22 protein-coding genes are annotated in these 22,886 nt (G+C 71.8%); 19 read left to right on the top strand and 3 right to left on the bottom strand.

The annotated features are described in order from the left end of the window. The first annotated feature begins 6 nt into the window (after positions 1-6). From pgsA to ACFWW8_RS30740, 15 genes are all read left to right on the top strand, one after another. Entirely contained in the window at positions 7-672 is a 666-nt protein-coding gene (pgsA, locus tag ACFWW8_RS30810) for a phosphatidylinositol phosphate synthase (protein WP_386533985.1), read from the top strand. Continuing rightward, positions 672-1,574, top strand: coding sequence for a phosphatidylinositol mannoside acyltransferase (locus ACFWW8_RS30805; protein ID WP_386533983.1), 903 nt, complete (start codon positions 672-674; stop codon positions 1,572-1,574). The genes pgsA and ACFWW8_RS30805 overlap by 1 nt, the downstream gene beginning before the upstream one ends. Further along, on the top strand, positions 1,574-2,737 hold the full coding sequence (locus ACFWW8_RS30800) for a glycosyltransferase family 4 protein (RefSeq protein WP_386533980.1): 1,164 nt from the start codon (positions 1,574-1,576) through the stop codon (positions 2,735-2,737). Before ACFWW8_RS30805 ends, ACFWW8_RS30800 begins: the two co-directional genes overlap by 1 nt. A gap of 136 nt (positions 2,738-2,873) precedes the next feature. After that, entirely contained in the window at positions 2,874-3,416 is a 543-nt protein-coding gene (locus tag ACFWW8_RS30795; RefSeq protein WP_386533977.1) for a hypothetical protein, read from the top strand. Between the two features lie 208 nt (positions 3,417-3,624). Then, positions 3,625-4,542, top strand: a complete 918-nt coding sequence (gene pdxS, locus ACFWW8_RS30790; RefSeq protein ID WP_386533975.1) for a pyridoxal 5'-phosphate synthase lyase subunit PdxS — start codon at positions 3,625-3,627, stop codon at positions 4,540-4,542. 5 nt (positions 4,543-4,547) lie between these two features. After that, on the top strand, positions 4,548-5,141 hold the full coding sequence (pdxT, locus tag ACFWW8_RS30785) for a pyridoxal 5'-phosphate synthase glutaminase subunit PdxT (protein WP_386533973.1): 594 nt from the start codon (positions 4,548-4,550) through the stop codon (positions 5,139-5,141). Positions 5,142-5,198: 57 nt separating this feature from the next. Beyond that, complete coding sequence (locus tag ACFWW8_RS30780) at positions 5,199-5,951, top strand: YebC/PmpR family DNA-binding transcriptional regulator (RefSeq protein ID WP_386533970.1); 753 nt, start codon at positions 5,199-5,201, stop codon at positions 5,949-5,951. Positions 5,952-6,088: 137 nt separating this feature from the next. Beyond that, a complete protein-coding gene (ruvC, locus tag ACFWW8_RS30775) occupies positions 6,089-6,619 on the top strand; it encodes a crossover junction endodeoxyribonuclease RuvC (RefSeq protein ID WP_386533968.1) in 531 nt (176 codons plus the stop codon). Next, positions 6,616-7,248 carry a Holliday junction branch migration protein RuvA gene (gene ruvA, locus ACFWW8_RS30770; RefSeq protein ID WP_386533965.1) on the top strand — a complete coding sequence of 211 codons (633 nt, stop codon included), beginning with the start codon at positions 6,616-6,618 and terminating at the stop codon, positions 7,246-7,248. Before ruvC ends, ruvA begins: the two co-directional genes overlap by 4 nt. 111 nt (positions 7,249-7,359) lie before the next feature. Further along, positions 7,360-8,433, top strand: a complete 1,074-nt coding sequence (gene ruvB / locus ACFWW8_RS30765; protein WP_386533962.1) for a Holliday junction branch migration DNA helicase RuvB — start codon at positions 7,360-7,362, stop codon at positions 8,431-8,433. A 165-nt stretch (positions 8,434-8,598) separates the two neighbouring features. Next, positions 8,599-9,075, top strand: a complete 477-nt coding sequence (yajC, locus tag ACFWW8_RS30760) for a preprotein translocase subunit YajC (RefSeq protein ID WP_386533959.1) — start codon at positions 8,599-8,601, stop codon at positions 9,073-9,075. Between the two features lie 154 nt (positions 9,076-9,229). Further along, positions 9,230-11,017: a protein translocase subunit SecD gene (secD, locus tag ACFWW8_RS30755; protein WP_386533956.1), complete on the top strand. Its 1,788-nt coding sequence runs from the start codon at positions 9,230-9,232 to the stop codon at positions 11,015-11,017. Positions 11,018-11,020: 3 nt separating this feature from the next. Then, entirely contained in the window at positions 11,021-12,082 is a 1,062-nt protein-coding gene (gene secF / locus ACFWW8_RS30750) for a protein translocase subunit SecF (protein WP_386533953.1), read from the top strand. Further along, positions 12,079-12,633 carry an adenine phosphoribosyltransferase gene (locus tag ACFWW8_RS30745; protein WP_386533950.1) on the top strand — a complete coding sequence of 185 codons (555 nt, stop codon included), beginning with the start codon at positions 12,079-12,081 and terminating at the stop codon, positions 12,631-12,633. Before secF ends, ACFWW8_RS30745 begins: the two co-directional genes overlap by 4 nt. A 223-nt stretch (positions 12,634-12,856) precedes the next feature. Then, positions 12,857-15,331, top strand: coding sequence for a RelA/SpoT family protein (locus ACFWW8_RS30740; protein WP_386533948.1), 2,475 nt, complete (start codon positions 12,857-12,859; stop codon positions 15,329-15,331). Positions 15,332-15,411: 80 nt separating this feature from the next. Here the strand turns inward: ACFWW8_RS30740 and ACFWW8_RS30735 are convergent, their stop codons facing one another. Together ACFWW8_RS30735 and ACFWW8_RS30730 are read right to left on the bottom strand one after the other, a co-directional pair. Then, positions 15,412-16,641 (bottom strand): DUF349 domain-containing protein, encoded by a 1,230-nt coding sequence (locus ACFWW8_RS30735; protein WP_386533945.1) that lies wholly within the window; start codon positions 16,639-16,641, stop codon positions 15,412-15,414. A gap of 190 nt (positions 16,642-16,831) precedes the next feature. Further along, entirely contained in the window at positions 16,832-17,614 is a 783-nt protein-coding gene (locus ACFWW8_RS30730; protein ID WP_386533942.1) for a peptidylprolyl isomerase, read from the bottom strand. Positions 17,615-17,767: 153 nt separating this feature from the next. Here ACFWW8_RS30730 and ACFWW8_RS30725 point away from each other — a divergent pair, with 153 nt between their 5' ends. The 4 genes from ACFWW8_RS30725 (at position 17,768) to ACFWW8_RS30710 (ending at position 22,061) form a co-directional block, all read left to right on the top strand. Beyond that, entirely contained in the window at positions 17,768-18,499 is a 732-nt protein-coding gene (locus ACFWW8_RS30725) for an MBL fold metallo-hydrolase (protein ID WP_386533940.1), read from the top strand. Positions 18,500-18,509: 10 nt separating this feature from the next. Further along, positions 18,510-19,772, top strand: a complete 1,263-nt coding sequence (gene hisS / locus ACFWW8_RS30720) for a histidine--tRNA ligase (protein ID WP_386533937.1) — start codon at positions 18,510-18,512, stop codon at positions 19,770-19,772. A 278-nt stretch (positions 19,773-20,050) separates the two neighbouring features. Further along, the gene (locus ACFWW8_RS30715) at positions 20,051-20,668 is read left to right on the top strand and encodes a vitamin K epoxide reductase family protein (protein WP_386533934.1); all 618 of its coding nucleotides are present in this window, start codon (positions 20,051-20,053) and stop codon (positions 20,666-20,668) included. 40 nt (positions 20,669-20,708) lie between these two features. Then, complete coding sequence (locus ACFWW8_RS30710) at positions 20,709-22,061, top strand: replication-associated recombination protein A (RefSeq protein WP_386533932.1); 1,353 nt, start codon at positions 20,709-20,711, stop codon at positions 22,059-22,061. A gap of 119 nt (positions 22,062-22,180) precedes the next feature. Here ACFWW8_RS30710 and ACFWW8_RS30705 read toward each other — a convergent pair whose 3' ends face one another. Continuing rightward, on the bottom strand, positions 22,181-22,858 hold the full coding sequence (locus ACFWW8_RS30705; protein WP_386533929.1) for a DUF2470 domain-containing protein: 678 nt from the start codon (positions 22,856-22,858) through the stop codon (positions 22,181-22,183). Between the last annotated feature and the right edge of the window lie 28 nt (positions 22,859-22,886).

Here is a 22,886-nt window from a genome sequence, read left to right as displayed (position 1 = left end):
AAGGCCATGCTGAACAAGTACGCGCGTGCATTCTTCACGCGTGTTCTCACGCCATTCGCCGCATTTCTGCTCCGGCGGGGGGTGAGTCCGGACGCGGTCACCCTGATCGGCACGGCCGGAGTGGCGGCGGGAGCGCTGGTCTTCTTCCCCCGGGGCGAGTTCTTCTGGGGCACGATCACCATCACCCTCTTCGTCTTCTCCGACCTGGTGGACGGGAACATGGCCCGCCAGGCCGGTGTGTCCAGCCGCTGGGGCGCCTTCCTCGACTCCACCCTCGACCGGGTGGCGGACGCGGCGATCTTCGGCGGGCTCGCGCTCTGGTACGCGGGCTCCGGGAACGACAACGCGCTCTGCGCCGTCGCGATCTTCTGCCTCGCCAGCGGCCAGGTGGTCTCCTACACCAAGGCCCGCGGCGAGTCGATCGGGCTCCCGGTCGCCGTCAACGGCCTCATCGAGCGCGCCGAGCGGCTGGTCATCTCGCTGGTCGCCGCCGGCCTATCCGGCCTGGAGATCTTCGGCGCCCCCTCGTGGATCGGGGTCCTGCTGCCGATCGCGCTGTGGATCGTCGCCGCCGGCTCCGTCGTCACGCTGATCCAGCGGGTGGTCACCGTACGCCGCGAGGCCGCCGAGGCCGACGCCGCCGCGGCCGCCGCCGAAGGGGGAGCCGCCTGATGGGCACCGCACAGGACAAGCTGGTCGACGGGCTGTACGGGCTCGGCTGGGCCGGCGTGAAGAAGCTGCCCGAGCCGGCCGCGGTCGCCCTCGGCCGCCGGATCGCGGACTTCGCGTGGAAGCGCCGCGGCAAGAGCGTGCTGCGCCTGGAGTCCAACCTGGCCCGGGTCGTGCCCGACGCCGGTCCGGAGCGGCTGCGCGAGCTGTCCAAGGCCGGCATGCGCTCTTACATGCGGTACTGGATGGAATCGTTCCGGCTGCCCACCATGGATCCGAAGCGGTTCGGCACCGACGTGCAGATGAAGGACGACCACATCCTGCGCGAGGCCCTGGCCTCCGGCCGCGGCGTCGTCGTCGCCCTGCCGCACCTGGCCAACTGGGACCTCGCCGGGGCCTGGGCCACCGGCCACATCGGCGTGCCGCTCACCACGGTCGCCGAGCGGCTCAAGCCCGAGTCCCTCTACGACCGCTTCGTGGCCTACCGGGAGAGCCTCGGCATGGAGGTGCTGCCCCACAACGGCGGCGCCGCCTTCGGCACCCTCGCCCGGCGGCTCCGCTCCGGCGGCCTCGTCTGCCTCGTCGCCGACCGCGACCTGTCCGCCTCCGGCGTCGAGGTGGACTTCTTCGGCGCCACGGCGCGCATGCCGGCCGGTCCGGCGCTGCTCGCCCAGCACACGGGCGCGGCGCTGCTCCCCGCCACCCTGTACTACGGGGACGCGCCCCAGCTGTACGGTCGCATCCACCCCGAGGTGGAGGTGCCCACGGCGGGTACCCGGACCGAGAAGACCGCCGCCATGACGCAGGCGCTCGCGGACGTCTTCGCACGGGGCATCGCGGAGCACCCGCAGGACTGGCACATGCTCCAGCGCCTGTGGCTCGACGACCTGGAGGAGCGCCCGTAGTGAAGATCGGCATCGTGTGTCCGTACTCGTGGGACGTGCCGGGCGGCGTCCAGTTCCACATCCGCGACCTGGCGGAGCACCTGATCCGCCTCGGCCACGAGGTGTCGGTGCTGGCCCCGGCGGACGACGAGACCCCGCGGCCGCCGTACGTGGTCCCGGCGGGACGGGCGGTGCCGGTGCCGTACAACGGGTCGGTGGCCCGGCTGAACTTCGGCTTCCTCTCGGCGGCCCGCGTGCGCCGCTGGCTGCACGACGGGTTCTTCGACGTCCTCCACATCCACGAGCCCGCCTCGCCCTCCCTGGGGCTGCTGGCCTGCTGGGCGGCGCAGGGCCCCATCGTGGCCACGTTCCACACCTCGAACCCCCGCTCACGGGCGATGATCGCCGCGTACCCGATCCTGCAGCCCGCGCTGGAGAAGATCAGCGCCCGGATCGCGGTGAGCGAGTACGCGCGCCGCACCCTCGTGGAGCACCTGGGCGGCGACGCGGTGGTGATCCCGAACGGGGTCGACGTGGACTTCTTCGCCAAGGCCGAGCCCAAGGCGGAGTGGGGCGGGCAGACGCTCGGCTTCATCGGCCGCATCGACGAGCCCCGCAAGGGCCTGCCGGTGCTGATGGCGGCCTTCCCGAAGATCGTGGAGGCCTGCCCGGACGTACGGCTGCTGGTCGCCGGCCGCGGCGACGAGGAGGAGGCGGTCGCCTCCCTACCCGCCGACCTGCGGGGGCGGGTCGAGTTCCTGGGCATGGTTTCGGACGAGGACAAGGCGCGGCTGCTGCGCAGCGTGGACGTGTACGTCGCCCCCAACACCGGCGGCGAGAGCTTCGGCATCATCCTCGTCGAGGCCCTGTCGGCGGGCGCGGCGGTACTGGCCTCGGACCTCGACGCCTTCGCGCAGGTCCTGGACCAGGGCGGGGCGGGAGACCTCTTCGCCAACGAGAACGCCGACGCTCTCGCGGCCGGCGCGATCGCCCTCCTGCGGGACCCGGCCCGGCGCGCCGAGCTCAGCGACCGCGGCTCGGCGCACGTGCGCCGCTTCGACTGGTCCACGGTCGGCGCCGACATCCTGGCCGTCTACGAGACGGTGACCGACGGCGCGGCGGCGGTGGCCGAGGACGAACGCGTCCCCCTCCGCACCCGGCTCGGCCTCTCCCGGGACGCCTGACCGCGACGGCGGCGCCGGTGGCGCCGGCGACGACGGCGGCCCGGCGGACCGGGCGACCCGGCCGGGTCCGCCGGAGCGCCACCCCGCCCACCGGCGCTGACGGGGGCCGGGGCGGGGGCCGGTAGAGTCGCCGCCCGTGATCGAAACCCTTGTCTGGATTGCCCTGGCGCTCGGTGTCATCGGGGTCTACCTGAGCTGGACCGCCGGCCGGCTGGACCGGCTGCACTCGCGCATGGACGCCGCGCGGGCGGCCCTCGACGCCCAGCTCGTACGGCGCGCCTCCGTGGTGCTGGAGGTGGCCACCTCCGGCGTCCTCGACCCTGCCTCCTCCCTCGTGCTCTACGAGTCCGCGCACGCCGCCCGGCAGGCCGCGGAAGAGCACCGGGAGGTCGCCGAGAGCGAGCTCAGCCAGGCGCTGCGGGCCGTCTTCGCCGACGCCGACCAGGTGGACGTGCTCAAGGCGGCCCCGGGCGGGACCGAGGCCACCGAGGACCTGGCGGCGGCCGTACGCCGGGTGCCGATGGCCCGGCGGTTCCACAACGACGCCGTACGGGCCGCCCGCGCCCTGCGCAGGCACCGCAAGGTCCGCTGGTTCCGGCTGGCCGGACACGCGCCCTTCCCGCTCGCCTTCGAGATGGACGACGAGCCCCCGGCCCACCTCGCGGAGCGCCCGGTCTAGGAAGGCGGAGCGGGCCGGTTCAAGGGTGAAGGAGGCCCCCCGGGGGCGGCCGTGCCCGCCGATGCAGGCCGTCCGGCGGACCGGTCCAGGGCCGCAGCGGACAAGTCGGGGAGCCACCGGCTACACATTGGCCCTTGTTGTGGACTGGTCGGTGGGGTTGTCTCAACGGAGTAGTAGTCGCGTCTTCCCTTTCGAGTGAGGTCAACCCGTGAGCACGCTTCCCCCCTCCCCCCAGTCCGCCGAGTCGGCGATCGGCACCTCCCGCGTCAAGCGCGGCATGGCCGAGCAGCTCAAGGGCGGCGTGATCATGGACGTGGTCAACGCCGAGCAGGCGAAGATCGCCGAGGACGCCGGCGCCGTGGCCGTCATGGCCCTGGAGCGGGTCCCGGCCGACATCCGCAAGGACGGCGGGGTCGCCCGCATGTCCGACCCGAACATGATCGAAGAGATCATCGAGGCCGTCTCGATCCCGGTCATGGCCAAGTCCCGCATCGGCCACTTCGTCGAGGCCCAGGTGCTCCAGTCCCTCGGCGTCGACTACATCGACGAGTCCGAGGTGCTGACCCCGGCCGACGAGGTCAACCACTCCGACAAGTGGGCGTACACCACCCCCTTCGTCTGCGGCGCCACCAACCTGGGCGAGGCCCTGCGCCGCATCGCCGAGGGCGCGGCCATGATCCGCTCCAAGGGCGAGGCCGGCACCGGCAACGTGGTCGAGGCCGTCCGCCACCTGCGCCAGATCAAGAACGAGATCGCCCGCCTGCGCGGCTACGACAACAACGAGCTCTTCGCCGCGGCCAAGGAGCTGCGCGCGCCGTACGAGCTCGTCAAGGAGGTCGCCGAGCTCGGCAAGCTCCCCGTCGTGCTGTTCTCCGCCGGTGGCGTCGCCACCCCGGCCGACGCCGCGCTGATGCGCCAGCTCGGCGCCGAGGGCGTCTTCGTCGGCTCCGGCATCTTCAAGTCGGGCGACCCGGCCAAGCGTGCCGCCGCCATCGTGAAGGCCACCACCTTCTTCGACGACCCGAAGATCATCGCGGACGCCTCCCGGAACCTGGGCGAGGCCATGGTCGGCATCAACTGCGACACCCTCCCCGAGTCCGAGCGCTACGCCAACCGGGGCTGGTAACACGTATGGGCAGCACCCCCGTCATCGGTGTCCTGGCTCTTCAGGGCGACGTACGGGAGCACCTGATCGCCCTGGCCGCGGCGGACGCCGTGGCCAGGCCGGTCCGGCGCCCCGAGGAGCTCGCCGAGGTCGACGCCCTGGTGATCCCCGGCGGCGAGTCCACGACGATGTCGAAGCTCGCCGTGCTGTTCGGCATGCTGGAGCCGCTGCGCGAGCGCGTGCGCGCCGGCATGCCGGTCTACGGCACCTGCGCCGGCATGATCATGCTGGCGGACAAGCTCCTGGACGGCCGCGAGGACCAGGAGACGCTCGGCGGGATCGACATGATCGTCCGCCGCAACGCCTTCGGCCGGCAGAACGAGTCCTTCGAGGCGCGGATCGACTTCGCGGGCATAGCCGGCGACCCGGTCGAGGGTGTCTTCATCCGCGCCCCGTGGGTGGAGTCGGTCGGCGCTTCGGCCGAGGTGCTCGCCACGTACGACGGCCACACGGTCGCGGTGCGGCAGGGGAACGTGCTCGCCACGTCCTTCCACCCGGAACTGACCGGCGACGACCGCGTTCACGCGTACTTCGTCGACATGGTGCGCGCGGGGCTCTGACGGCGTCCCGGTAGGATCTGTGGCGAACACTGTTGGTGACGCGAAGGAGACAGGCAGATGTCCGGCCACTCTAAATGGGCTACGACGAAGCACAAGAAGGCCGTGGTCGACGCCAAGCGCGGCAAGCTCTTCGCGAAGCTGATCAAGAACATCGAGGTCGCGGCGCGGATGGGCGGCGCCGACATCGACGGCAACCCGACGCTCTTCGACGCCATCCAGAAGGCCAAGAAGAGCTCGGTCCCGAACAAGAACATCGACTCCGCGGTCAAGCGCGGCGGCGGCCTCGAGGCCGGCGGCGCCGACTACGAGACGATCATGTACGAGGGCTACGGGCCGAACGGCGTCGCGGTGCTCATCGAGTGCCTCACCGACAACCGCAACCGCGCCGCGTCCGACGTACGGGTCGCGATGACCCGCAACGGCGGCTCGATGGCCGACCCGGGTTCGGTCTCGTACCTGTTCAACCGCAAGGGCGTCGTCCTGCTGCCCAAGGGCGAGCTGTCCGAGGACGACATCCTGGAGACGGTGCTGGAGGCGGGCGCCGAGGAGGTCAACGACCTCGGCGAGAGCTTCGAGATCATCAGCGAGGCCACCGACATGGTCGCGGTCCGCACCGCACTCCAGCAGGCCGGCATCGACTACGACTCGGCCGACTCCAACTTCCTGCCGACCATGCAGGTCGAGCTGGACGAAGAGGGCGCGCGCAAGATCTTCAAGCTCATCGACGCGCTGGAGGACAGCGACGACGTGCAGAACGTCTTCGCCAACTTCGACGTCTCCGACGAGGTCATGGAGAAGGTCGACGCGTAACGCGTCCGCCGACACCGTTCGAACGGCGGGCCGCCGGGGACACACCCCGGCGGCCCGCCGTCGTGTTGTGCGCGATGTCAGTGGCGCCGGATAGCCTGCACGCACACGGACGGGCGATCGAACGGACAGGGGGCAGGGTGCGCGTACTCGGTGTGGACCCGGGGCTGACGCGGTGCGGCGTCGGCGTCGTCGAGGGTGTCGCCGGCCGTCCCCTGACCATGCTCGCGGTGGGGGTCGTACGGACGCCCGCCGACGCCGAGCTCGGCGCCCGGCTCGTCGCGATCGAGCGGGGCATAGAGGAGTGGCTCGACGCCCACCAGCCCGAAGTCGTCGCCGTGGAGCGGGTGTTCAGCCAGCACAACGTGAGCACCGTGATGGGCACCGCCCAGGCGAGCGCCGTCGCCATGCTGTGCGCGGCCCGCCGCGGCATCCCGGTCACCCTGCACACCCCGAGCGAGGTCAAGGCCGCCGTCACCGGCAGCGGCCGCGCCGACAAGGCCCAGGTCGGCGCCATGGTCACCCGGCTGCTGCGGCTCGCCGAGCCGCCGAAGCCCGCCGACGCCGCCGACGCCCTCGCCCTCGCCATCTGCCACATCTGGCGGGCCCCCGCCCAGAACCGCCTCCAGCGGGCGGTCGCCCTGCACGCCTCGAAAGGCCGTACCCGATGATCGCCTTCGTCAGCGGCCCGGTCGCCGCGCTCGCCCCCACCCTGGCCGTGATCGAGGTCGGGGGAGTGGGCATGGCCGTGCACTGCACGCCGCACACGATCGCCGGCCTGCGGACGGGCGAGCCGGCCCGGCTGGCCACCTCCCTGGTCGTACGGGAGGACTCGCTCACCCTGTACGGCTTCGCCGACGACGACGAGCGGCAGGTCTTCGAGGTGCTGCAGACCGCGAGCGGGGTCGGCCCGAGGCTCGCGCAGGCGATGCTCGGCGTGCACCGGCCGGACGCGCTGCGGACCGCCGTGTCGACGGGCGACGAGAAGGCGCTCACGGCGGTGCCGGGCATCGGCAAGAAGGGAGCCCAGAAGCTGCTCCTGGACCTCAAGGACAAGCTGGGGGCCCCACTGGGCGCCAGCGGCCTCGTCGGCGCCCAGCGGGCGGTGGCGGCCGGTCCCGCGCCCTGGACGGAGCAGCTCGCCGCGGCCCTCATCGGGCTGGGGTACGCCGCGCGCGACGCGGACGAGGCCGTCGCCGCGGTCACCCCGCAGGCCGAGGAGGCCATCGCGGCCGGCGGCCAGGCCCCCGTCCCGCAGCTCCTGCGCGCGGCCCTGCAGTCCCTGAACCGCGCCCGCTAGCCGCCGGCCCGCAGCCGTCCGCGTACGGGCCCCCGGGCGCGTTCCCCCGCCGGCCGGCCGCAGGGGCGGCCACCGCAGCAACCGCAGCAACCGAGAAGGCAGACTGACACCGTGAACTGGGACGACGACACCACCGCCGAGGACGAGGCACGGATCGTCGAGGGCGTCGCCGACGGCGAGGACACCGCGGTGGAAGCGGCCCTGCGGCCCAAGGACCTCGGTGAGTTCGTCGGTCAGGAGAAGGTCCGCCAGCAGCTGGACCTGGTCCTCAAGGCGGCCCGCCAGCGCGGGGCCACCGCCGACCACGTCCTGCTGTCCGGCGCGCCCGGCCTCGGCAAGACCACCCTCTCGATGATCATCGCCGCCGAGATGGGCGCCCCGATCCGCATCACCTCGGGCCCCGCGATCCAGCACGCCGGTGACCTCGCCGCGATCCTCTCCTCCCTCCAGGAGGGCGAGGTCCTCTTCCTCGACGAGATCCACCGCATGTCGCGGCCCGCCGAGGAGATGCTCTACATGGCCATGGAGGACTTCCGCGTCGACGTGATCGTCGGCAAGGGCCCCGGCGCCACCGCCATCCCCCTGGAGCTTCCGCCGTTCACCCTCGTGGGTGCCACCACCCGGGCCGGGCTGCTGCCCCCGCCGCTGCGCGACCGCTTCGGGTTCACCGGGCACATGGAGTTCTACGCCCCCGAGGAGCTGGAGCGCGTCATCCACCGCTCCGCCGGACTCCTCGACGTCGAGATCGACACCGCCGGCGCCGCTGAGATCGCCGGACGCTCCCGCGGCACCCCGCGCATCGCCAACCGCCTGCTGCGCCGGGTCCGCGACTACGCCCAGGTCCGTGCCGACGGGGTGATCAACCGCGAGGTGGCCGGCACCGCCCTGAAGGTCTACGAGGTGGACGAGCGCGGGCTGGACCGCCTCGACCGGGGGGTGCTGGAAGCCCTGCTCAAGCTCTTCGGCGGCGGCCCCGTCGGCCTGTCGACCCTGGCCGTGGCCGTGGGGGAGGAGCGGGAGACCGTCGAGGAGGTCGCGGAGCCCTTCCTGGTCCGCGAGGGCCTGCTGGCTCGCACGCCCAGGGGACGGGTGGCGACGCCCGCCGCGTGGGCCCACCTGGGACTCGTACCCCCGCAGCACGGCGGGAGCGGATCAAGCGGACAACAGGGCTTGTTCGGGGCCTGACGGCGCGGACGTTCGCCCCCTCAGGAACTGCGATGCCATGCTGGGCGTTGTTCCATCGGTGCGGACTCGCCTAGACTCCGCCGATGCCGACCCTTCGGGTCGGCATGCCCACCCCCCGTAAAAAGGCCGCCGTCCGCGTGCGGTCGTGCGAAGGATTTCCGTCCCGTGAATCTCGTGACCTTCCTCCCGTTCATCGTGCTCATCGGGGCCATGATCCTGATGACCCGCTCCGCCAAGAAGAAGCAGCAGGCGGCCGCGCAGATGCGCAACGAAATGACGCCCGGCACCGGTGTCCGCACCATCGGCGGCATGTACGCCACGGTGAAGGAGGTCGGCGACGACACCGTCACCCTCGAGGTCGCCCCCGGCGTCCACGCCATCTACGCGAAGAACTCCATCGGTGCCGTGCTCGAGGACGAGGAGTACAACCGCATCGTCCACGGCGTCATCGCCGACGCCGAGAACGACACGCCGGTCGTCCCCGACGACGCGTCCTCGCTCACCGGGACGCCGAAGGCAGACCTCACGAAGGACGAGGACGAGGCTCCCAAGCTCGACCTGGGCAAGAAGGAGGGCTCGGTCGACGAGCCCGGCGACGAGCCCAAGGACGGCAAGGCCGACGGCGAGGCCGGCGCGAAGTAGCGCGCGGCCCGGGACCGCGGGGCGCCTGACCGGCGGCCGTCGCGGTCCCGGTCAGTGACCCACTTCTGCGGGGGGCAGGGGTCCCCACCACACATTTCGTGGCCGTCCGCGCGCTGACCCGGCGCGGGGCGGTTGGACAGGGAGAAACGACAAGGTGGCAGCACCGAAGAAGGGCCGGCGGCCCACGGGGGCTCAGGGGAGGCCGGGGCGTGCCCTGGCGATCATCCTGATCGCGATGGTGGCGCTCACCGCGGGGATGTTCGTCTCGGACCAGACGACTCCCCGGCTCGGCATCGACCTCGCGGGCGGCACGAGCATCACGCTCAAGGCCAAGAGCGAGCCCGGCAAGCCGGACGCGATCAACGAGACCAACATGAACACGGCGGTCGGCATCATCGAGCGCCGCGTCAACGGTCTCGGCGTCTCCGAGGCCGAGGTCCAGACCCAGGGCCGCGACCACATCATCGTCAACATCCCCAAGGGGATGAACGAGAAGCAGGCGCGCGAGCAGGTCGGTACCACCGCGCAGCTCTACTTCCGCCCGGTCATCGCCTTCGCGGACGGCGCCCCCGCCGCTCCCGAGGGCAGCCCGAGCCCGAGCCCCTCCGCCAGCGGTTCCGGCGCCCCCAAGGCCGAGGACGGCAACAAGTCCTCTCCGTCGGCCACCCCGTCGTCCAGCGCCACTTCCCAGGGCCGCGCGCTCAGTGAGGCCCTCAAGGCTCCGAACGCCCCCACTCCCTCGCCCTCGGCGAGCGAGTCGAAGAAGGCAGACGACAACAAGGCCCCGTCGCCCTCCGCGTCGGCCCCGCCGACCGGTGACGAGGCGGCCGCGGCCGACCTCCAGGCCCGGTTCGCCACACTCGACTGCACCGACGAGGCGCAGCGCACCGCCGTCGGCAAGGGCGTCAAGCCCACCGAGCCGACGCTCGCCTGTGGCCAGCGCGGCGATGCCTGGGGCAAGTGGGTGCTCGGTCCGGCCGCCGTCGAGGGCAAGGACATCGCGAGCGCCAAGGGCGCCATCGACCAGCAGTCCGGTCAGTGGATCGTCACGATGGACTTCAACGACAAGGGCAGCGACGCCTTCGCGAAGGTCACCGGCGAGCTCTCCGCCAAGCAGCCGCCGCAGAACCAGTTCGCGATCGTGCTCGACGGCAACGTCGTCTCCGACCCGTCCGTCTCCTCGGCGATCATGGGCGGCAACGCGCAGATCTCCGGTGGCTTCACCCAGCAGTCCGCGCAGGACCTGGGCAACATGCTCTCGTACGGCGCCCTGCCGCTCTCCTTCAGCGAGGACAGCGTCACCACCGTCACCGCCGCCCTCGGCGGCGAGCAGCTGCGCGCCGGCCTGATCGCCGGTGCGATCGGCATGCTCCTCGTGGTGATCTACCTGCTGGTGTACTACCGCGGCCTCGCATTCATCGCGATCATCAGCCTCCTGGTGTCCGCGGTGCTCACCTACACGATCATGTCGCTCCTCGGCAAGGGCATCGGGTTCGCGCTCAACCTGCCCGCGGTCTGCGGCGCGATCGTGGCCATCGGCATCACAGCGGACTCGTTCATCGTCTACTTCGAACGCATCCGCGACGAGATCCGCGAGGGCCGGACCCTGCGTCCGGCCGTCGAGCGCGCCTGGCCGCGCGCCCGGCGCACGATCCTGGTCTCCGACTTCGTGTCGTTCCTCGCAGCCGCGGTGCTCTTCATCGTCACGGTGGGCAAGGTCCAGGGCTTCGCCTTCACACTGGGTCTGACGACCCTGCTCGACGTCGTCGTGGTGTTCCTCTTCACCAAGCCCGTCATGACGCTGCTGGCGCGTACGAAGTTCTTCTCCAGCGGCCACCCGTGGTCCGGGCTGGACCCGCAGCGGCTCGGCGCCAAGCCCCCGCTGCGCCGGTCCCGCCGACCCGGCCCCGCCCCCGCCCCCGTCGACGCAAAGGAGGCGTGAGAGATGTCGAAGCTGGGAGATCTCGGCGCCAAGCTGTACCGCGGTGAGGTCGGCTACGACTTCGTCGGCAAGCGCTTTCTCTGGTACGGCGTTTCCATCCTGATCACCATCACGGCCATCGTGGCCGTGGCCGTTCAGGGCCTCAACATGGGGATCGAGTTCAAGGGCGGTGCCGTCTTCACCACCCCGAAGACCTCCGTCTCCGTCGCTAAGGCCACGGAGGACGCGGAAGCGGCCTCCGGCCACGACGCGATCGTCCAGGAGCTCGGCACCGGCGGCCTGCGGATCCAGATCTCCGGTGTGGACACCGCCGCCGCGAGCGACGTGAAGAAGCAGCTGGCCACCGACCTCAAGGTCAACGAGGCCGACATCAACGCCGACCTGGTCGGCCCCAGCTGGGGCTCCCAGATCGCGAACAAGGCGTGGACCGGCCTCGGCATCTTCATGGTCCTCGTGGTCATCTACCTCGCCATCGCCTTCGAGTGGCGGATGGCGGTCGCGGCACTGATCGCCCTGATCCACGACCTCACGATCACGGTCGGCGTCTACGCGCTGGTCGGCTTCGAGGTCACCCCGGGCACGGTCATCGGTCTGCTGACGATCCTCGGTTACTCCCTCTACGACACCGTCGTCGTCTTCGACGGTCTCAAGGAGGGGTCGAAGGACATCACCAAGCAGACCCGCTTCACGTACAGCGAGGTCGCCAACCGCAGCATCAACGGCACCCTGGTCCGCTCGATCAACACCACGGTCGTGGCGCTGCTCCCGGTCGGGGCCCTGCTGTTCATCGGCGGCGGCTTCCTGGGCGCCGGCATGCTGAACGACATCTCGCTGTCGCTGTTCGTCGGCCTCGCGGCCGGCGCGTACTCCTCGATCTTCATCGCGACCCCGCTGGTCGTCGACCTCAAGGAGCGCGAGCCGGCCATGAAGGCCCTGAAGAAGCGCGTGCTCGCGAAGCGGGCGGGCGCCGCGGCCAAGGACGAGTCCGCGGACGACGGCCACGCCACCGACGCCGGTGACGCGCCCGAGGCCGTGGCGCCGGGCCGGCCGGGGCGTCGCCGGTGACCCCGCCGCTGACCGAGGACGTGCGGGGGCTGCTGCTCAGCCGCATCAAGGACGTACCGGACTACCCGAAGCCGGGCGTGATGTTCAAGGACATCACCCCGCTGCTGGCGGATCCGAAGGCGTTCGCCGCGCTCACCGACACGCTCGTGGAGCTGGCCGGGCAGTACGGCGCGACGAAGATCGTCGGGCTGGAGGCGCGCGGGTTCATCCTGGCGGCTCCGGTCGCCGTCCAGGCCGGGATCGGCTTCGTGCCGGTGCGCAAGGCCGGGAAGCTGCCGGGCGCGACGCTCGCCCAGTCGTACGAGCTGGAGTACGGGACGGCCGAGATCGAGGTCCACGCGGAGGACCTGTCGGCCGGTGACCGGGTCATGGTCATCGACGATGTCCTGGCCACCGGCGGCACCGCCGGGGCCTCGCTGGAGCTCATCCGGCGGGCCGGGGCGGACGTCGCCGGGGTCGCGGTCCTGATGGAGCTGTCGTTCCTGCCGGGCCGGTCCCGGCTGGCCGGCGCCCTGGACGGGGCTCCACTGGACGCCCTGATCGTGGTCTGACCCTTTCGTCACGAGCGGCGGGCACCCGGTTCACCCCCGGGCGCCCGCCGCTTTCGCGTACGGCGCCGGTGCCCGTGCGGGCCGGATCGGGCCCCGGCGGCCCGAGGCGCGGCCTCGGCGAACGGCGTGCGGAAACCCTCGCTACCATGGGATGTCCGGACCTGACCGGGGCACCGGATCCTCCCCCAGACTCCGTCCCGGGGGACCCCCGTGAGGAGCGCTCTTGCCAGACGAGGTCCAGCCAATCTCCGCCGCGCAGCCCGACCCGCAGGCCGAGGCGGCCGCGGCGCCCGCCGCCGCGCCCCCGCCGGCGCCGACGGCCCCGGCGGCCAAGCCCGCCCCGGCCGTGAAGCCCGCCCCGGCCCCGGCGGCCAAGCCGGCGCCGGGGAAGTCGGCCGGATCGTCCAACCGGGTGCGGGCCCGCCTCGCCCGCCTCGGCGTGCAGCGCTCCAACCCGTACAACCCGGTGCTGGAACCCCTCCTGCGCATAGTCCGCAGCAACGACCCGAAGATCGAGACGTCGACGCTGCGCCAGCTGGAGCAGGCCTACCAGGTCGCCGAGCGCTGGCACCGCGGCCAGAAGCGCAAGAGCGGCGACCCGTACATCACGCACCCGCTCGCCGTGACGACGATCCTCGCCGAGCTCGGCATGGACCCCGCCACCCTGATGGCCGGCCTGCTCCACGACACCGTCGAGGACACCGAGTACGGCCTGGAGGACCTGCGCCGCGACTTCGGTGACGCCGTGGCCCTCCTCGTCGACGGCGTCACCAAGCTCGACCGGGTCAAGTTCGGCGAGGCCGCCCAGGCGGAGACCGTGCGCAAGATGGTCGTCGCGATGGCCAAGGACCCGCGCGTCCTGGTCATCAAGCTCGCCGACCGCCTGCACAACATGCGCACCATGCGCTACCTCAAGCGGGAGAAGCAGGAGAAGAAGGCCCGCGAGACCCTTGAGATCTATGCCCCGCTGGCACACCGGCTGGGCATGAACACCATCAAGTGGGAGCTGGAGGACCTCGCCTTCGCGATCCTCTACCCCAAGATGTACGACGAGATCGTCCGGCTGGTCGCCGAGCGCGCGCCCAAGCGGGACGAGTACCTCGCCGTCGTCACGGACGAGGTGCAGACCGACCTGCGGGCGGCCCGGATCAAGGCCACCGTCACCGGACGGCCCAAGCACTACTACAGCGTCTACCAGAAGATGATCGTCCGCGGCCGCGACTTCGCGGAGATCTACGACCTGGTCGGCATCCGCGTCCTCGTGGACACCGTCCGGGACTGCTACGCCGCCCTCGGCACCGTGCACGCGCGATGGAACCCGGTCCCCGGCCGGTTCAAGGACTACATCGCGATGCCCAAGTTCAACATGTACCAGTCGCTCCACACGACGGTCATCGGACCCAGCGGCAAGCCGGTCGAGCTGCAGATCCGCACCTTCGACATGCACCGCCGGGCCGAGTACGGCATCGCGGCGCACTGGAAGTACAAGCAGCAGACCGTCGCCGGCACCTCCAAGGTGCGCACGGACGTCCCCCAGGCCGCCAAGGGCAGCGCCGGGCAGGACACCGTCAACGACATGGCCTGGCTGCGCCAGCTGCTGGACTGGCAGAAGGAGACGGAGGACCCGGGCGAGTTCCTCGACTCGCTGCGCTTCGACCTCTCCCGCAACGAGGTCTTCGTCTTCACGCCCAAGGGCGACGTCATAGCGCTGCCGGCCGGCGCCACTCCCGTGGACTTCGCGTACGCGGTCCACACGGAGGTCGGCCACCGGACCATAGGGGCCAGGGTCAACGGCCGCCTGGTGCCGCTGGAGTCCACCCTCGACAACGGCGACCTGGTCGAGGTCTTCACCTCCAAGGCCGAGGGGGCCGGACCGTCACGGGACTGGCTGGGCTTCGTCAAGTCCCCGCGGGCCCGCAACAAGATCCGCGGCTGGTTCTCCAAGGAGCGCCGCGACGAGGCCATCGAGCAGGGCAAGGACGCCATCGCGCGGGCCATGCGCAAGCAGAACCTGCCGATCCAGCGCATCCTGACCGGCGACTCCCTGGTCACCCTCGCGCACGAGATGCGCTACCCCGACATCTCCTCCCTCTACGCGGCGATCGGCGAGGGCCACGTGGCCGCGCAGGGCGTCGTGCAGAAGCTCGTCCAGGCCCTCGGCGGCGAGGAGGCGGCCAACGAGGACATCGAGGAGAGCATCCCGCCCGCCCGCGGCCGCAGCAACCGGCGGAAGAACGCGGACCCGGGCGTCGTCGTCAAGGGCGTCGACGACGTGTGGGTCAAGCTCGCCCGCTGCTGCACCCCGGTGCCGGGGGACCCGATCGTCGGCTTCGTCACGCGCGGCAGCGGCGTGTCGGTCCACCGCGCGGACTGCGTCAACGTGGACTCCCTCTCCCAGGAGCCCGAGCGGATGCTCGAGGTCGAATGGGCGCCCACCCAGTCCTCGGTCTTCCTGGTCGCCATCCAGGTCGAGGCGCTCGACCGGTCCCGGCTGCTGTCGGACGTCACCCGGGTCCTGTCGGACCAGCACGTCAACATCCTCTCGGCGGCCGTCCAGACCTCCCGCGACCGAGTGGCCACCTCCCGGTTCACCTTCGAGATGGGCGATCCCAAGCACCTGGGACACGTCCTGAAGGCCGTCCGGGGCGTGGAGGGCGTGTACGACGTCTACCGCGTGACCTCGGCCCGCAGGCCGTAGCGGCCGGACCGCAACGCGGCGGTGGGCGCCACCCCCTCGGGGATGGCGCCCACCGTCGTACGCGCGGTGTCCGGGGCCCGTCAGCCGCCGAACTCCTCCAGGCCCTTGAGCGCCTGGTCCAGCAGGGCCTGGCGGCCCTCCAGCTCACGGCCCAGCTTGTCGGCCTTCGCGTTGTTGCCCGCGGCGCGCGCCGCGTCCACCTGGCCGCGGAGCTTGTCCACGGCCGCCTGGAGCTGGCCCGTCAGCCCGGCCGCGCGCGCCCGCGCCTCCGGGTTCGTACGGCGCCACTCGCCCTCCTCGGCCTCCTGAATGGCCCGCTCGACCGTGTGCATCCGGCCCTCGACCTTGGGCCGGGCGTCGCGCGGCACGTGGCCGATGGCCTCCCAGCGCTCGTTCAGCGAGCGGAACGCGGCACGGGCCGCCTTCAGGTCGGTGATCGGGACGAGCTTCTCGGCCTCGTCGGCCAGCTCCTCCTTCAGCTTCAGGTTCTCGGTCTGCTCGGCGTCGCGCTCGGCGAAGACCTCGCTGCGCGCCGCGAAGAAGACGTCCTGCGCACCGCGGAAACGGTTCCACAGGTCGTCCTCCGACTCGCGCTGCGCGCGGCCGGCGGCCTTCCAGTCCGCCATCAGCTCGCGGTAACGGGCCGCCGTCGGACCCCAGTCGGTCGACTTCGACAGCGACTCGGCCTCCGCGACCAGCTTCTCCTTCACCTTGCGGGCGTCCTCGCGCTGCGCGTCGAGCGAGGCGAAGTGCGCCTTGCGGCGCTTGGAGAAGGCGGACCGGGCGTGCGAGAAGCGGTGCCACAGCTCGTCGTCGGACTTGCGGTCCAGGCGCGGCAGACCCTTCCAGATGTCCACCAGGGCGCGCAGCCGCTCGCCGGCGCTGCGCCACTGGTCGCTCTGCGCCAGCTCCTCGGCCTCGACGACCAGCGCGTCCTTGGCCGCGCGGGCCTCGTCCGTCTGCTTGGCCTTCTGGACCTTGCGCTCCTCGCGCCGCGACTCCACGGTCGCGACCAGCTTGTCGAGCCGGACGCGCAGGGCGTCGAGGTCGCCCACGGCGTGGTGCTCGTCCACCTGCGTGCGCAGGTGGTCGATGGCCGTCTGCGCGTCCTTGGCGGACAGATCGGTGGTCCGCACCCGCTTTTCGAGGAGGCCGATCTCGACCACCAGGCCCTCGTACTTGCGCTCGAAATAGGCCAGGGCCTCCTCAGGGGTGCCCGCCTGCCACGAGCCGACGACCTTCTCGCCATCGGCAGTACGCACGTACACGGTGCCCGTCTCGTCGACTCGGCCCCACGGGTCGCTGCTCACAGCGCCTCCTCCACCTGATGCCTGCGAGGGGTTCGCCCCCTGGGCATCGTCCACAGTTTCCTGGGGCGGGCAGCGCCCGCCCTGCACAACGCCAACATAGGCGACCGCCGGGCCGGCTGTCCGCATCCCGCACGACGGAATCTCGGCGTGCGGGGGAGGGAACGGCCGGTCCGGGGGTCGCCGGGTCCCGTCAGTTCTGGGTGACGGTGCCCTTCTCGATCTTCACCTCGGTCTTGGGCGCCCCGTCCTGGCCGCCGTCGGCCGTACCGGCCTTGGCGACCTGCTCCAGGACCTTCAGGCCGGCCGCGTCGATCGTGCCGAAGGGCGTGTACGACGGGGCCAGCGGGCTGTCCTTGTAGACGAGGAAGAACTGGCTGCCGCCCGAGCCCGGCTGACCGGTGTTGGCCATCGCCACCGTGCCCGCCGGGTAGACGACCTGCCCCTGCTCGTTCGCCTTGCCGAGGGAGTCCAGGTTCTCGTCCGGGATGGTGTAGCCGGGGCCGCCCATGCCGGTGCCCTGCGGGTCGCCGCACTGGAGCACGAAGATCCCGCCCGTCGTGAGCCGGTGGCACTTCGTGTTGTCGAAGTACCCGGCGTCGGCGAGCGACTTGAACGAGTTCACCGTCTGGGGGGTCTTCGCCGCGTCCATCGCGAACGAGACGTCGCCGGCGCTGGTCTTCAGCGCGAAGGTGTACTTCGCCTTCGCGTCGATCGCCATCGCGGGCGAGGGGGACTGCTGGGGCGTCGGCGAGGAGGACGGGGTCGCGGCCGGGTCGGCCGCCTGGTCCTTCTTGTCCGAGTCGAAGACCCCGCCCACGACGAGACCGACGAGCGTGGCGACCACCACGGCCACCGCCGCGCCGATCACGGCCGCGCGGCGGCGGGACTTCTGCCGGGCCTCGGCCCTGCGCTGCTGCTGGCGCTCGTACTTCTCCTTGGCGAGCTGTCGCCGCCGCTGATCGCTCGTGACCACCGGGTCGTCTCCTTGTGCGTCTCTGGTACCGCTGTCCGGGCTGGGATAGGCCGTACCGTATATGGGTTCGCTGTGTAATGAGCGGCGCCGGTAGGCTCTGAGCAGCAGCATTCCGATCTGCAGCCTCCCGCCGGACGACGATTGAGGACGAACGTGCTGATTGCCGGGTTCCCGGCCGGGGCCTGGGGGACCAACTGTTACGTGGTCGCCCCCGCCGCCGGTGAGGAGTGCGTCATCATCGACCCGGGCCACCAGGCCACCCGCGGCGTCGAGGAGATGCTGAAGAAGCACCGGCTCAAGCCCGTGGCGGTCGTCCTGACCCACGGCCACATCGATCATGTGGCCTCGGTCGTCCCGGTGTGCGGAGCACACGACGTACCGGCCTGGATCCACCCCGAGGACCGCTACATGATGAGCGACCCCGAGAAGGCCCTCGGCCGCTCGATCGGCATGCCGCTCATGGGCGAGCTGACCGTCGGCGAGCCGGACGACGTCCGCGAGCTGACCGACGGCGCGGGCCTGAAACTGGCCGGAATGGACTTCTCGGTCGCCCACGCCCCGGGCCATACCAGGGGGTCGGTGACGTTCCGGATGCCCGAGCTGGCGGCCACCGCGCAAGAACAAGGGTGTCCGCCGGTCCTCTTCTCGGGCGATCTGCTCTTCGCCGGCTCCATCGGCCGCACCGACCTGCCCGGCGGTTCCCACGCCGAGATGCTCGAATCGCTGGGCCGCGTGTGCCTGCCGCTCGACGACTCGACCGTGGTGCTGTCCGGCCACGGCCCCCAGACCACCATCGGCCGCGAGCGCGCGACCAACCCGTACCTGCGGGAGGTCGCCGCCGGCCTGGCAGCGGACCCGAAAGCCGCTCCACGACGAGGAATGTGACGAGAGTTCCGTGAGTACTTTTCAGGCCCCCAAGGGCACGTACGACCTGCTGCCGCCCCGGTCCGCGACCTTCCTCGCGGTCCGCGAGGCGATCGCCGCGCCGCTGAGGAACTCGGGCTACGGGTACGTCGAGACCCCCGGCTTCGAGAACGTCGAGCTGTTCTCCCGCGGCGTCGGCGAGTCCACCGACATCGTGAGCAAGGAGATGTACACCCTCACCACGAAGGGCGGCGACCAGCTCGCCCTGCGCCCCGAGGGCACCGCCTCCGTGCTGCGCGCCGCGCTCCAGGGCAACCTGCACAAGGCCGGCCTGCTGCCCGTCAAGCTCTGGTACTCGGGCTCGTACTACCGCTACGAGCGGGCGCAGAAGGGCCGCTACCGTCACTTCTCGCAGGTCGGAGCCGAGGCCATCGGTGCCGAGGACCCGGCGCTCGACGCCGAGCTGATCATCCTGGCCGACCAGGCCTACCGGACGCTGGGCCTGCGCAACTTCCGGATCCTGCTCAACTCGCTGGGCGACAAGGAGTGCCGTCCCGTCTACCGGGAGGCCCTGCAGGCGTTCCTCGGCGGGCTGGACCTGGACGAGGACACCGTCCGCCGGGCCGAGATCAACCCGCTGCGCGTCCTCGACGACAAGCGGGAGTCCGTACAGGCGCAGCTGGTCGGCGCACCGATGCTGCGCGACTACCTGTGCGACGCGTGCAAGGCGTACCACGAGGAGGTGCGGGCGCTCGTGACGGCGGCCGGCGTGGTCTTCGAGGACGACGAGAAGCTGGTGCGCGGGCTGGACTACTACACCCGCACCACCTTCGAGTTCGTCCACGACGGCCTGGGCTCGCAGTCCGCGGTGGGCGGCGGCGGCCGCTACGACGGGCTGTCCGAGATGATCGGCGGACCGGCCCTGCCCTCCGTGGGCTGGGCGCTGGGCGTGGACCGCACGGTGCTGGCGCTGGAGGCGGAGGGCGTGTCGCTGGACATCCCCGCCGCGACCTCGGTCTTCGCGGTGGCCCTGGGCGAGGAGGCCCGCCGGGTCCTGTTCGGCAAGGTCACCGAGCTCCGCAGGGCGGGCGTCCCCGCGGACTTCTCCTTCGGGGGCAAGGGCCTCAAGGGCGCGATGAAGGACGCCAACCGGTCGGGGGCGCGGTTCGCCGTCGTCGCCGGCGAGCGGGACCTGGCCGAGGGCCTGGTCCAGCTCAAGGACATGGAGTCCGGCGAGCAGGGCACGGTGCCGCTCGCCGAACTGGTCGACACCGTCCGGGCCCGCCTGGCCTGACGACCGCTGCCGCCGACGGGGCGGGGACGGGGAGCCGCCGCGGCGTGCTCCCCGTCCCCGCCCCCGTCGTTTCCCGGCCCGGGCCGATCCGAGGGGGACCCGCTCAGCGTAGCCCGCGGCGCCCGGCCGTCGTCACCACCGCCGCGCGGTCCGTGACCTCGAGCTTGCCGAACCCCCGCAGCGGGTGTGGCTCCTTATCTCCGCCGAACGGTGGACACACAGCCCCGTACGGCACAATGGCCGGTGCTTGGTGACCTTGCAGAAGCGGAGCGGGCGGTATGACGACACGAGGTACGGACGCGGACACCGCCCCGAGGACGACGATCGGGGGCAGCCGGGCCCTGGCCCTGCTGCTGGTGATCACCGGGGCGGCGGGGCTGCTGGCCGCGTGGGTGATCACGATCGACAAGTTCAAGCTGCTGGAGGACCCGAACTTCACCCCGGGCTGCAGCCTGAACCCGGTCGTCTCCTGCGGCAACATCATGAAGAGCGACCAGGCGGCCGTCTTCGGCTTCCCGAACCCCATGCTCGGACTGGTCGCCTACGGGATCGTGGTCTGCGTCGGCATGAGCCTGCTGGCCGGAGCCCGGTTCAGCCGCTGGTACTGGCTCACCCTCAACGCGGGCACCCTCTTCGGCGTCGTGTTCTGCGCCTGGCTGACCTACCAGTCCCTGTACAACATCAACTCGCTCTGCCTCTGGTGCTCCCTGGCCTGGGTCGCCACGATCATCATGTTCTGGTACGTCACCTCGCACAACGTCCGCGAAGGGCTGCTGCCCGCGCCGGGCTGGCTGCGAAGCTTCTTCGCCGAGTTCACCTGGGTGCTCCCCGTCCTGCACATCGGGATCATCGGCATGCTGATCCTGACGCGCTGGTGGGACTTCTGGACCTCCTGAGCCGAGCGGCCCTGTCAGCGGGCTCGCATAGGCTTCCCGTGTGGAACCAGATCTCTTCACCGCCGCAGCCGAGGAACGCCAGGAGAAGGACCCGTCCAGCTCTCCGCTCGCCGTCCGCATGCGCCCGCGCACCCTGGACGAGGTCGTCGGCCAGCAACACCTGCTGAAGCCCGGCTCCCCGCTGCGGCGCCTGGTGGGTGACGGTGCGGGCGGCCCCGCCGGCGCCTCGTCGGTGATCCTCTGGGGGCCGCCCGGCACCGGCAAGACCACCCTCGCGTACGTGGTGAGCCACGCGACGCAGAAGCGGTTCGTGGAGCTGTCGGCCATCACCGCCGGCGTCAAGGAGGTCCGGGCGGTCATCGAGGGCGCCCGGCGCGCGGCCGGCGGCTACGGCAAGGAGACCGTCCTCTTCCTCGACGAGATCCACCGCTTCAGCAAGGCGCAGCAGGACTCGCTGCTCCCGGCCGTGGAGAACCGCTGGGTGACGCTGATCGCGGCCACCACGGAGAACCCGTACTTCTCGATCATCTCCCCGCTGCTGTCGCGCTCCCTGCTGCTGACGCTGGAACCGCTGACGGACGAGGACCTGAGCGCCCTGATGCGGCGGGCGCTGACCGAGGAGCGGGGCCTCGGCGGAGCGGTGACCCTGCCCGCCGACGCGGAGGCCCACCTGCTGCGGATCGCGGGCGGCGACGCCCGGCGGGCGCTGACGGCGCTGGAGGCGGGGGCCGGGTCGGCCATCGCCAAGGGCGAGGAGGAGATCACCCTTGAGACCGTCGAGGAGGCGGTCGACCGGGCGGCCGTGCGCTACGACCGCGACGGCGACCAGCACTACGACGTGGCGAGCGCCCTGATCAAGTCGATCCGCGGCTCCGACGTGGACGCGGCGCTGCACTACCTGGCCCGGATGATCGACGCGGGGGAGGACCCCCGGTTCATCGCCCGGCGCCTGATGATCTCCGCGAGCGAGGACATCGGTCTGGCGGACCCGGCGGCCCTGCCGATCGCGGTGGCCGCGGCCCAGGCGGTGGCGATGATCGGTTTCCCGGAGGCCGCCCTGACCCTCTCCCACGCCACCATCGCCCTGGCCCTGGCCCCCAAGTCGAACACGGCGACCACCGCGATCGGCGCGGCGCTGGCCGACGTCCGGGCGGGCCTCGCGGGCTCGGTTCCGACGCACTTGCGGGACGGGCACTACAAGGGCGCGGCCAAGCTGGGGCACGCGCAGGGGTACGTCTACCCGCACGACGTGCCGGGCGCCATCGCCGCCCAGCAGTACGCGCCGGACGAGATCCACGGCAAGCGGTACTACGAGCCCACCCGGTACGGGGCCGAGGCGCGCTACGCCGACGTGGTGGAGAAGGTACGGGAGCGGCTGCGCGGCGGCTCCTGACGCAGACGCCCCCGGCCCGGCGGGAGGCGGACACCGGTCCCGCCCAGGCTCCGGCCGTAGACCTCGTGCTCCGCCCACCGCCGCGACGGCGGCTCGGCCCGAGAAGCCCGCGCCACGGCCTAGCGGGAGGCCGCCGAGAAGAGGGTGTGCACCGCCCGGCGCAGGCCGCAGATGTCCGTCACCGGGTCCGGGAAGTCGAAGCGGGCGTCGAACGGGCCGGACGCGCCGCCGGTGAAGCGCACGCGCAGGCCGAGCCGGTCCAGGGCCAGCGGGACGGCGGTCACGCCGTCCGCCCCGCGCGCGCCCAGCAGCCCGCACAGCCCGCCCAGCCGGTCGCCGTGGGCCGCGTGCAGGTGCTGGAGCAATTCGCTCTCGTGGGCCACCATCGGGTCCGGCTCCGCTTCGGCCAGGTCCTCCGGCTCGACGTGCTCGGCGCCCCACAGGTCGTCCACCGAGATCTCGCCGACCTCCAGGCGCAGCAGCATCCACGCCGGACGCCCGGTGTACGGGGCGTCCAGGGACTCCGACATCCCCAGCAGCTCGCCCACCGGGTGGCGCTCGGCGAGCAGCGCCGCGCAGGCCGCGCGCTCGTCCCCGCGCACCGCGGTCAGCCACCCGGCCAGCCATGCGCGGCCTCGGATACGATGGGGCACGGACACCGGCGCCACGTCCGTGATCTCGATCACGGCGGTGAGGTCGTCGTCCTGGGCGTGAGCGGCTGCCCTGGCAGCCGCGGATTCCCCGGAAACAAGGAGAATCACGTCCCCGTCCGGGGTGACGGTCCGTGCGGCCGGCATCCCCGTCCCGAACTCCGTCGGCTCGTGA

The organism is Streptomyces sp. NPDC058701 (assembly GCF_042715295.1).
GTDB lineage: Bacteria > Actinomycetota > Actinomycetes > Streptomycetales > Streptomycetaceae > Streptomyces.
Note: the sequence above shows the minus strand (reverse complement) of the source record. Positions and strands in the feature narration are given on the sequence as shown.

Excerpts from the sequence above, each read along its gene's own strand:
- pgsA (WP_386533985.1), top strand. The coding sequence starts at position 7 with ATGCTGAACAAGTACGCGCGTGCATTCTTCACGCGTGTTCTCACGCCA.
- ACFWW8_RS30805 (WP_386533983.1), top strand. The coding sequence starts at position 672 with ATGGGCACCGCACAGGACAAGCTGGTCGACGGGCTGTACGGGCTCGGC.
- pdxT (WP_386533973.1), top strand. The coding sequence starts at position 4,548 with ATGGGCAGCACCCCCGTCATCGGTGTCCTGGCTCTTCAGGGCGACGTA.
- ACFWW8_RS30780 (WP_386533970.1), top strand. The coding sequence starts at position 5,199 with ATGTCCGGCCACTCTAAATGGGCTACGACGAAGCACAAGAAGGCCGTG.
- ruvA (WP_386533965.1), top strand. The coding sequence starts at position 6,616 with ATGATCGCCTTCGTCAGCGGCCCGGTCGCCGCGCTCGCCCCCACCCTG.
- secF (WP_386533953.1), top strand. The coding sequence starts at position 11,021 with ATGTCGAAGCTGGGAGATCTCGGCGCCAAGCTGTACCGCGGTGAGGTC.
- ACFWW8_RS30715 (WP_386533934.1), top strand. The coding sequence starts at position 20,051 with ATGACGACACGAGGTACGGACGCGGACACCGCCCCGAGGACGACGATC.
- ACFWW8_RS30705 (WP_386533929.1), bottom strand. The coding sequence starts at position 22,858 with ATGCCGGCCGCACGGACCGTCACCCCGGACGGGGACGTGATTCTCCTT.